Source organism: Streptomyces sp. ATexAB-D23 (assembly GCF_000373645.1).
Lineage (GTDB): Bacteria > Actinomycetota > Actinomycetes > Streptomycetales > Streptomycetaceae > Streptomyces > Streptomyces castrisilvae.
The window spans coordinates 20,165-31,591 of the sequence record NZ_KB892033.1; the positions used below are offsets into that span (position 1 = coordinate 20,165).

The following is an 11,427-nucleotide window of genomic DNA, read 5'->3' on the forward strand; positions in this document are numbered from 1 at the left end:
TCCGGCGGGCTGGGCACGTGAGCGGCGAATGGAGGAGCACGACGTGCATCAGGCCACGCGGTCCGGACGAGGGGGAAACCGATGAGTCCTATGAATGAGGAACGGCTGCGCGAGTATCTGAAGCGCGCCACCTCCGATCTGCAGCGTTCCCGCCAGAAGATCGCGGAGTACGAGGAGCAGAACTCCGAGCCGATCGCGATCGTCGGCATGAGCTGCCGGCTGCCCGGCGGGGTCGCCTCGCCGGAGCAGCTGTGGCAGCTGGTGACCGAGGGCACCGACGCGGTCTCGGAGTTCCCGTCCGACCGCGGCTGGGACATCGAATCGCTGTACGACCCGGACCCGGACCAGCCCGGCACCTGCTACTCCACGCAGGGCGGATTCCTGCACGACGCCGCCGAGTTCGACGCCGAGCTGTTCGGCATGAGCCCGCGCGAGGCCCTGGCCACCGACCCGCAGCAGCGGCTGCTCCTCGAAGCCTCCTGGGAGGCGCTGGAACGCGGCGGGATCAACCCGGCCTCGCTGCGCGGCAGCCGTACGGGCGTGTACGTCGGCGTGATGTACAACGACTACGCCACCCGGGTGCGCCAGGCACCGCGCGGCCTGGAGGGCTACATCGGCAACGGCAGTTCGCCGAGCATCGCCTCCGGCCGGGTCGCCTACACCCTCGGCCTGGAGGGGCCGGCGGTGACGCTGGACACGGCGTGCTCCTCGTCGCTGGTGGCCCTGCACCTCGCCTGCCAGGCCCTGCGGTCGGGGGAGGCCACCCTCGCGCTGGCCGGCGGGGTGACCGTCATGTCCACCCCGGTCGCCTTCGTGGGGTTCAGCCGGCACCGCGGCCTGTCACCGGACGGGCGCTGCAAGTCCTTCTCGGAGGGGGCCAACGGCACGGGCTGGTCCGAGGGCGTCGGCCTGCTCGCCCTGGAACGGCTGTCGGTGGCCCGCCGCAACGGCCACCCGGTGCTCGCCGTGATCCGTGGCAGCGCCATCAACCAGGACGGCGCGAGCAGCGGCCTCACCGCACCGAACGGGCCCTCCCAGCAGCGCGTCATCCGGCAGGCGCTGACGAGCGCCGGGCTCACCACCGCCGATGTGGACGCCGTCGAGGCGCACGGCACCGGCACCCGGCTCGGCGACCCGATCGAGGCCCAGGCGCTCATCGCGACGTACGGCCAGGACCGCCCCCGGGAACGGCCGCTGTGGCTCGGATCGCTCAAGTCGAACCTGGGGCACACCCAGGCCGCCGCCGGTGTGGCCGGTGTGATCAAGATGGTGCAGGCGATCCGGCACGGCAGCCTGCCGAAGACCCTGCACGTGGCGGAGCCCTCCCAGCACGTCGACTGGTCCGCCGGCCGGGTACGCCTGCTCACCGAGGCCCAGCCGTGGCCCGAGGCGGAGCGTCCTCGCCGCGCCGGGGTCTCGGCGTTCGGCGTCAGCGGCACCAACGCCCATGTGATCGTGGAACAGGCCCCGGCGGAACAGGAGTCCGACACCCCCAAGGAGAGCGGGGCACCGCTCCCCGTCGTCCCCTGGGTGGTCTCCGCGAAGACCACCGAAGGACTCGCCGCCCAGGCCCGCCGGCTGCTCTCCGGCATCGACGGGCACGCCCCCCAGGACATCGGCTTCTCCCTGGCCACCACGCGCGCCGCCCTGGAGCGGCGGGCGGTGGCGGTCGGAACGGACCCGGAGCGGCTGCGGACCGCCCTCACCGCCATCGCGGACGGCGCGGCCGGCGGGCCCGGGGTGGTGGCCGGGCCGCCGCTCGGCGGACCCGTCGCCCTCATGTTCAGCGGCCAGGGCTCCCAGCGCCCCGGCATGGGCCGTGAGGCGTACGCCGCCCACCCCGTGTTCGCACGGGCGCTGGACGAGGTCTGCGCGCACTTCGACACCGGCTCCGGCACCCCGCTGAAGACGGTCATGTTCGAGGACACCGGCCTGCTGGACCGCACCGAGTACACCCAGCCGGCCCTGTTCGCGCTCGAAGTGGCCCTGTTCCGGCTGGTCGAGTCCTGGGGCGTGCGGCCGGACCACCTCATCGGCCACTCCATCGGCGAACTCGCCGCCGCCCACGTCGCCGGTGTCCTGTCCCTGCCGGACGCCTGCCGGCTGGTCGCCGCCCGCGCCCGGCTGATGCAGGCGCTGCCGGCCGGCGGCGCCATGGTCGCCGTACGGGCCACGGAGGCGGAGGTCGCCGGGCTGCTCGGCGAGCGCGCCTCGATCGCCGCGATCAACGCGGCCGGTTCCGTGGTGATATCCGGCGACGAGGCGGAAGTGCTGCGCGTCGCCGCCGAGTTCCCGGACCGCGACACCCGCCGCCTCAACGTCAGCCACGCCTTCCACTCCCCCCACATGGACGGGATGCTCAAGGAATTCCGTGCGGTGGCGGAGACGGTGGAGTACCGCAGGCCGGAGATTCCCGTCGTGTCGAACCTGACGGGGCAGCCGGTCGAGGAGTTCACCGCCGGCCACTGGGTGCGGCATGTGCGCGAGACGGTCCGCTTCGCCGACGGCATCGACCGACTGCGCGCGCTCGGCACGCGGAAGTTCCTCGAAGTGGGCCCCGGTGCCACGCTCTGCGGGGCCGTCGCCGCCGACCTGGCCGCCCCGAACCTGGTCGAACCGCTGCTGCGCAAGGACCGGCCGGAGCCCGAGACCCTCGTCGAGACGCTGGCCCGCCTCTGGACCTGCGGCGTCGCGGTCGACTGGTCCGCCTTCCACGAGGGCAGCGGTGCCCGGCGCGCCGACCTGCCCACGTTCGCCTTCCAGCACCGCCGCTTCTGGCTGGACGCGCCCATCGCCCGCCGCGACCCGGAGCCCGGCCATCCCGTCCTCGACGTACGGATGGAACGCGCCGACGCGGACGGCTTCGTCTTCGGCGGCGAACTCTCCGTCCTCGCCCACCCCTGGCTGGCCGACCACCGCGTCGCCGACCGCATCCTGGTGCCCGGCACCGCCTTCCTGGACCTCGCGCTGTGCGCGGGCGCCCGCACCGGCTTCCCCCGGGTCGACGAACTCGTACTCGCCGAACCGCTGGTCCTCGACCCCACCGACCGGATCGCCGTGCAAGTGGTGGTCGGCGCCGCGGACCCGTCCGGCCGCCGCCCCGTCACCGGCTACGCGCGCCCGGAGCCGGACGCCCCGGAGCATCGGGACCTGCCGTGGACCCGTCACTTCACCGGCACCCTGACCGCCGAGCCGGACGCCGCCACGCCCGCGCCCGCCCACTGGCCGCCGGCCGGTGCGACCCCCGTGGACATCGGGCACCTCTACGACGAATTCGCGCTGAGCGGCCTGGAGTACGGGCCGCTGCTGCGCGGGCTGCGGGCCGCCTGGCGGCTCGGCGACGAGATCCACGCCGAGGTCGAGCTGCCCGAGTCCCGGCACATCGAGGCCGAGCGCTTCACCGTGCACCCCGCCCTCCTGGACGCCGCCCTGCATGCCTCCGCCCTCGCCGCCGACGGCTCGGCCACCGGGGCGATCCCCTTCACCTGGACCGGCGTCAGCGCCCACACCCCGGGTGTCACCGCACTGCGCGTCACCCTGCGCCGGTCCGGACAGGGCGTGCTCACACTGACCGCGACGGACCCGGCCGGGACACCGGTCGTCTCCGTCGAATCGCTGCTGGTACGCCCCCTGCCGGGCGAGCGGCTGCGCACACCCTCCCGCCACCGCGACACGCTGTTCCGCGTCGACTGGGTGGAGGTCCCCGCCGGGCCCGCCCCCGAGGGCGCACTGCCGGACGTGGTGGACCTGCCGGGCGGCCCCGCCCTTCCGCAGGAGCCGCACGAGGCGGTGCGCGAGGCCCTGCACCGCACCCTCGCGCTGCTGCGGGACGTGCTCGCCGAGCCGGATACCGACGGCCTCACCCCGCTCGTGCTGCGTACCGGCGGCGCGGCCCGGCTGCCCGGGGAGAGCGGGGACATCGACCCGGTCGCCGCCGCCGTACAGGCCCTGGTGCGCTCCGCGCAGTCGGAGAACCCGGACCGGTTCGTCCTCGTGGACGCCACCGGCGACGAGCCCCCCATCCCGACGGAGGCCCTTCCCTACGACGAGCCGTCGCTCCTGTGGCGCGACGGCCACTGGTACGCGCCCCGCCTCGTGCGGCCCGAGCCCCGCGCCGAGGAGACGGCGCCCGCCCTCGACCCCGAGGGCACGGTCCTGGTCACGGGCGCCACCGGCCGGCTCGGCCGCGCGCTGTGCCGGCACCTGGTCGAGGAGCACGGCGTCCGGCACCTGCTGCTGACCAGCCGGTCCGGGCCCGCCGCCCCGGACGCCGGCGAACTGACCGCGCTGGACGCCGAGGTGACGCTCACGGCGTGCGACGTCGCGGACCGGGACGCGGTGGCGGCGCTGCTCGCCACCGTGCCGCCCGAACACCCGCTGACCGCGGTCGTCCACCTGGCCGGTGTCCTCGACGACGGCATCATCCAGTCGCTGACCCCCGAGCGCATCGACTCCGTACTGGCCCCGAAGGTCCACGGCGCGATCAACCTGCACGAGCTGACCCGGGACCTCGGCCTCTCCGCGTTCGTCCTGTTCGCCTCCGCCGCGGGCCCCTTCGGCGGCCCCGGCCAGGGCAACTACTCCGCCGCCAACGCCTACCTCGACGCCCTCGCCGCACAGCGCCACCGGGAGGGGCTCCCGGGCCTGTCGCTGGCCTGGGGACTGTGGGAGGGCCAGGACGGCATGGTCGGCGGCCTCAGCGACGTCGACCTCCAGCGCGTCGCCACCTACGGTGTCCTCACGCTGAGCGGCCCCGAAGGGCTCGCCCTCTTCGACACGGCTCTCGGCCGCCCCGAGGCGAACCTGGTGCCGGCCGCCTTCGACTTCCCCGTGCTGCGCGAGCAGGACGGCAACCAGACGATGCACGCCCTGCTGCGCGGTCTGGTCCGCACCGACCGGCCCGTCCCCGGACCGGCGGCGGTCCGGCCTGCCCGGATGATCGACGTGGTCAGGGCCCGGGTGGCGGCCGTGCTGCGCTACGCGTCGGCGGGGGCGGTCGACCCCGACCGGGCCTTCTCCGAGCTGGGCTTCGACTCGCTGATGGCGGTCGAACTCCGCAACGCGATCAGCGAGCAGACCGGCTTCAGGCTGCCGGCCTCGATCATCTTCGACCAGCCGACCCCCGCCGCCCTCGCCGAGCACCTGGAGTCCCTGGCGGCCGGCCCCGGGACGGCGTCCGCCGACCGGACCGCGCCCGTCCCGGCGTCCACCGGGCCGGCCGACGACGAGCCGATCGCCATCGTGTCCATGGCCTGCCGGCTGCCCGGCGGCGTCGAAACCCCGGAACAGCTGTGGGAGCTGGTGCTGCGCGGCGGGGACGCCGTGGGGCCGATGCCCGGCGACCGGGGCTGGGACCTCGCCGCGCTCCTGGACGCGGACGCCGACCGGCCCGGTACCAGCTACGCGTCCGAGGGCGGCTTCCTCGACGGCGCCGACCGGTTCGACCCCACCCCCTTCGGTATCTCCCCCCGCGAAGCCCTGGCCATGGACCCCCAGCAGCGGCTGCTGCTCGAATCCTCCTGGGAACTCTTCGAGCGGGCCGGTCTCCCGGCCCGCTCCCTGCGGGGCAGCAGCACGGGCGTGTTCATCGGCCTGATGTACAGCGACTACGCGAACCTGATGCAGGGCCGCGACCACGATCTGGAGGGCCACCTCGGCATCGGTACCGCCGGCAGTGTCGCCTCCGGGCGCCTCTCGTACACGTACGGCCTTGAGGGCCCGGCCGTCACCGTCGACACCGCCTGCTCCTCCTCCCTGGTCTCCGTGCACATGGCGGTCGCCGCGCTCCGGGCCGGTGAGTGCTCGCTCGCCCTGGCCGGCGGCACCACCGTGATGTCCACCCCGACGGTGTTCGTCGAGTTCAGCCGGCAGCGCGGACTGGCCACCGACGGCCGCTGCAAGCCGTTCGCGCAGGGCGCCGACGGCACCGGCTGGGGCGAGGGCGTCGGCCTGCTGCTCCTCGAACGGCTGTCCGACGCCCGTCGCAACGGCCACACCGTGCTCGGTGTCGTACGCGGCTCCGCCCTCAACCAGGACGGCGCCTCCAACGGGCTCACCGCGCCCAACGGCCCTTCGCAGCAACGGGTGATCCGCCAGGCCCTGGCCAACGCCGGGCTCGAAGCGGCGGACATCGACGCCGTCGAGGCCCACGGCACCGGCACCCCGCTCGGCGACCCCATCGAGGCGCAGGCGCTGCTCAACACCTACGGCCAGGAACGCGGCGACGGCGCCCCGCTGCTGGTGGGCGCGCTCAAGTCGAACCTCGGGCACACCCAGGCCGCCGCCGGGGTCGCCGGAATCATCAAGACCGTCCTGGCCATGCGCCACGGCGTCCTGCCGAAGATCCTGCACCTGGACGAGCCGTCCACCCGGGTCGACTGGGACTCCGGCGCCGTGCGACTGCTGGACACCAACCAGGACTGGCCGGACACCGGGCGGCCGCGCCGGGCCGCGGTGTCCTCGTTCGGCATCAGCGGCACCAACGCCCATGTGATCCTCGAACAGGCCCCGCGGACACGGGACGAGCGGTCCGACGAGCGGCCGGCGCCCCCGGCGGCCGTCGCCTGGACGCTGTCCGCGCCGACCGGACCGGCACTCCGGGACCAGGCCCGGCACCTGCTGCCGGCGGTGCAGGAGACCGCCGCCGTGGACGTGGGACTGACCCTGGCCACGACCCGGTCCGCCTTCGACCACCGCGCGGTGATCGTCGGAGCCGACCGGGGCCAACTGCTCGACGGACTCCAGGCCCTGGCCGCCGGCGAACCCAGCGCGCACGTCGTCGAGGCGGTGGCCCGCCCGGCGGGCCGCCCGGTGTTCGTCTTTCCCGGCCAGGGCTCCCAGTGGGCCGGTATGGCCGCCGAACTCATCGACGCCTCACCCCGGTTCGCGCGGAGCATCGCCCGCTGCGAGGCCGCGCTCGCCGAATTCGTGGACTGGCGGCTCACCGACGTCCTGCGCGGCGCGCCGGGTGCCCCGGGTCTCGACAGCGACGACGTGGTGCAGCCCGCGACCTTCGCCGTCACCGTGTCGCTGGCCGAGCTGTGGCGTTCCTACGGCGTCGAGCCGGCCGCCGTCGTCGGCCACTCGCAGGGCGAGATCGCCGCCGCCTGCTTCGCGGGTGCGCTGACCCTGCGCGACGCCGCCCTGGTGGTCTGCCTGCGCGGCCGGGAGGTCACCGCGCTCGCCGGGCTCGGCGGCCTGCTCTCGGTGGCCGCCCCGCAGGCCCGTATCGAGGAACTGCTGACCCCGTACGAGGGCCGGCTGCACATCGGCGCGGTCAACAGCCCCGGCGCCCTGGTGGTCTCCGGGGACGCGGACGCCCTGGAGGAGTTCGCCGCCGAGTGCGCGGCCCACGACATCCGTACCAGGACCGTCCCGATCAACTACGCCTCCCACTCCCCGCACGCGGACGCCGTCGAGGAACGCCTCGCGGAGGTCCTCGCACCCATCACCCCCTCGGCGCCCGAGGTGCCGTTCTTCTCCACCGTGACCGCCGACTGGGCCGACGGCCCGGTGTTCGACGCCTCGTACTGGTTCCGGAACCTGCGCCTGCCCGTGCGCTTCGCCGACTCCGTGCGGGCCCTCGCCGACGAGGGGTTCGGACCGATGATCGAGGTCAGCGCCCACCCCGTGCTGACCGGCGCCGTCGAGGAGACCCTCGCCGACCGCGACGACGTCGTCGCCATCGGCTCGCTGCGCCGCTTCGACGGCGGGCCCGCCCGCTTCCTGCGCTCGGTCGGCGCCGCCCACGCGGCGGGCGTGAGCGTCGACTGGGCCCAGGTCTTCGACGGCACCGGAGCCCGCCGCGTCGACCTGCCCCCGTACGCCTTCCAGCGCCGCCGCCTGTGGCCCGACTTCAAGGAGACCGCGGTACGGGCCGCCGACCCGGTCGAGACCGAATTCTGGCGGGCCGTACGCCACCAGGACCTCGACGCGCTCGCCGAGCACACCGGCCTGGCGCGCGGCGAGCTGGAACCCGTACTGCCCGCGCTGTCCCGCTGGCACACCGGCCACCAGGTCCGCGCCACGCTGGACGGCTGGCGGTACCGCACCCGGTGGGAGCCGGTCCCGGCGACGGACCCGGGCGTGGCGCCCGGGAGCTGGCTCGTGCTGCGCCCCGCCGGGGGCGGCCACCGCCTCCCGGACGCCGCGGCCGGGGCCCTGGCCCTGGCGGGCGCCGAGGTGATCGACGTACCGGTGGACACCGCCGGGAGCGACACCGCCGGGCTCGTCCGGCGGATCACGGACGCGCTCGGCGACCGGCGTCCCGCAGGCGTGCTCTGCCTCACCGGCCTGGACGACAGCCCCCACCCGGACCACCCGGCCGTGACCGCCGGGCTCACCTCGGTCCTGGCCACGGTCGGGGCGCTGAGCGCACTCGGCCTTGACGCCCCGCTGTGGCTGGCCACCTCCGGTGCCGTGGGAACCGGCCCCGACGACCCGCCGCGCCGCCCGGCGCAGGCACTCGTCTGGGGCGCGGGCGTGGTGCTCGGCCTCGATCTGCCGCACCGCTGGGGCGGGCTGGTCGACCTGCCGGAAGACTTCGACGCCGACAGCGCCCGCCATCTGACCGCCGCGCTCCTCGGCGGCACGGGCGAGGAGCAGTTGCTGATCGGGCCGTCCGGCCTGCTGGCCCGCCGCCTGGTCCGCGCCCCCGCCGACGGCCCGGCGACACCCTGGCAGCCCCGGGACACCGTGGTGATCACCGGCGGGACCGGCGCACTCGGCAGCCGGGCCGCCCGCTGGGCCGCGCGGTCGGGCGCCGACCGCATCGTCCTGGTCAGCCGGCGCGGCGAGGCCGCCGAAGGCATGCCCGAACTGCTCAACGAACTGGTCGAGTCGGGCGCCGATGTCGTCATCGCCGCCTGCGACCTGGCCGACCGGGCCGCTCTCGGCGATCTGTTCGACAAGATCGGTTCCGACGGCCCGCCGATCCGCGCGGTCCTGCACGCCGCGGGCACCAGCGGTCGCGAACTGCCCGCCGAGGAGCTGACACCGGCCGAGCTGGCCGCCGTGCTCGCGCCGAAGGTGACCGGCACCCGCCACCTCGCCGACCTCACCGAACACCTCGAACTCGACGCCTTCGTCCTGTTCTCCTCCAGCGCCGGCACCTGGGGCAACTCCGGCCGGATCGGCTACGCGGCGGCCAACGCCCACCTCGACGCCTTCGCCGCCGAACGCCGCGCCGCGGGCCTGCCGTTCGTGTCCCTGGCCTGGGGCGCCTGGGACGGCGGCGGCATGGTCGACGCGGAGACCGCCACCCATCTGCGCCGGTCCGGCAACCGGCAGATGGACCCCGACCTCGCCATCTCCGCGCTCGCCGACGCCGTCGGCCGCCGGGACCACAACCTGGTCGTCGCCGACATCGGCTGGCAGGACTTCGCCCCCGCGTACACCGCGGCCCGCCCCAGGCCGCTGATCCTCGGCGTGCCCGAGGCGCGCGAGGCGCTCACCGCGGCGGAGGCGGCCCCGGCGGGGAGCGACGACGCGACGGAACTCGTCCGCGAACTGTCCGGGCTCGACGCCGGCGAGCGGGAACGGCTCCTGCTCGACCGGGTCAGGCGCGAGGCCGCGGTGGCGCTCGGGCACGACTCCGTCGCCGAGTTGCAGTCCGACCGGTCCTTCCGGGACCTGGGCTTCGACTCGCTGACCGTGGTCGCCCTGCGCAACCGGCTGTCCGCGATCACCGGCCTGAAGCTCCCCACCACCCTGGTGTTCGACCACCCCACCTTCCCGGCCCTGGCCCACTACCTGACGACCCGGCTGTTCGGCACCGGGGGCGAGGCGGCGGCGCAGAGCCCGGAGGAGGCGGCCACCTGGTCGGCGCTGCGCACCATCCCGCTGAGCAAACTGCGCGAGACCGGGCTGCTCGACGCCCTGCTGGAGCTGACCGAGACCTCGCCCCAGCCCGACGCGCCGGAGCCGGACACCGAGGCCGGCGCCGTGGACCGTATTGACGACATGAACGTGGCCGACCTCGTCGAACTGGCACTCGGCACCGACACCCACGTACGGGAAAGCTGACATGACCGCACCTTCGGACAAGATCGTCGACGCGCTGCGCGCCGCACTGCGTGACAACGAACGGCTCAAGCAGCGCAACCAGCGCCTGGAGCAGGTCGCGCGGGAGCCGATCGCGATCGTGGGCATGGGCTGCCGGCTCCCCGGCGACGTCGACAGCCCCGAGCGGCTGTGGCAGCTCCTCACCGCGGGCGAGGACGCGATCTCGCCGTTCCCGGACCGGCCCGGCTGGGAGCTCGACTCGCTCTTCGACCCGGACCCCGACCGGCGTGGCACCACCTACGTCACCCAGGGCGGCTTCCTGCACGACGCCGACCGGTTCGACGCCGGCTTCTTCGGCATCAGCCCGCGTGAGGCCCTCGCGATGGACCCGCAGCAGCGGCTCCTCCTGGAGGTCGCCTGGGAGACGCTGGAGAGCGCCCGGATCTCCCCGGCGACCCTGCGCGGGACCGCCACGGGCGTCTTCACCGGAGCCACCGGCCAGGACTACGGGCCCTTCGTCCACGAGTCGGGCATCGACACCGAGGGCTACCTCGCCACCGGGGTCGCCACGAGCGTCGCCTCCGGCCGCATCGCCTATGTCCTGGGCCTCGAAGGCCCCGCGGTGACCGTGGACACCGCCTGCTCGACCTCCCTGGTGGCGCTGCACCTGGCCGTGCAGTCCCTGCGTTCCGGGGAATGCTCGCTGGCCCTGGCCGGCGGCGCCCAGCTGATGACGAGCCCTTCCACCTTCCGCGAGTTCAGCCGCCAGCGCGGACTGGCCCCGGACGGCCGGTGCAAGCCGTTCTCGGACGACGCCGACGGCACGGCGTGGAGCGAGGGCGTCGGCCTGCTCCTGGTCGAACGCCTTTCGGACGCCCGGCGCAACGGTCACCGCGTGCTGGCCGTGGTCCGGGGCACCGCCACGAACCAGGACGGCGCGTCCAATGGCCTCACCGCCCCGAGCGGCATCGCCCAGCAGCGCGTGATCCGCCAGGCACTCACCAATGCCGGGCTGACCCCCGCCGACGTGGACGCGGTGGAGGCGCACGGCACGGGCACGACACTCGGTGACCCCATCGAGGCCGAAGCGCTGCTGGCGACCTACGGCCAGGAACGGCCCGCCGGTCACCCGCTGTGGCTGGGCTCGATCAAGTCGAACATCGGTCACGCGCAGGGCGCCGCGGGCGTTGCGGGTGTGATCAAGATGGTCCAGGCGATGCGACACGGTCTGATGCCGAAGTCGCTGCACCTGGGCACGCCTTCGTCCCATGTGGACTGGTCGTCGGGTGCGGTGGAGCTGCTGGCCGAGGCGCGGGACTGGCCGCGTGGTGAGCAGCCGAGGCGTGCGGGGGTGTCGGCGTTCGGGATGAGCGGGACGAACGCGCACGTGATCCTGGAGGAGGCCCCCGAGGAACCGGAGACGGG

Annotated in this window: 2 protein-coding genes; both read left to right on the plus strand. The window is 74.7% G+C overall.

The features are described from left to right. Positions 1 to 90: 90 nt before the first annotated feature. Complete coding sequence (locus B082_RS0125015; RefSeq protein WP_018554535.1) at positions 91 to 10,023, plus strand: type I polyketide synthase; 9,933 nt, start codon at positions 91 to 93, stop codon at positions 10,021 to 10,023. A gap of 1 nt (position 10,024) precedes the next feature. Next, a partial coding sequence (locus tag B082_RS0125020) for a type I polyketide synthase (protein WP_018554536.1) occupies positions 10,025 to 11,427 on the plus strand: 1,403 nt, incomplete at its 3' end.

Bases quoted from the DNA above. Each gene is read 5' to 3' on its own strand.
- B082_RS0125015 (WP_018554535.1), top strand. From the start codon at position 91: ATGAATGAGGAACGGCTGCGCGAGTATCTGAAGCGCGCCACCTCCGAT.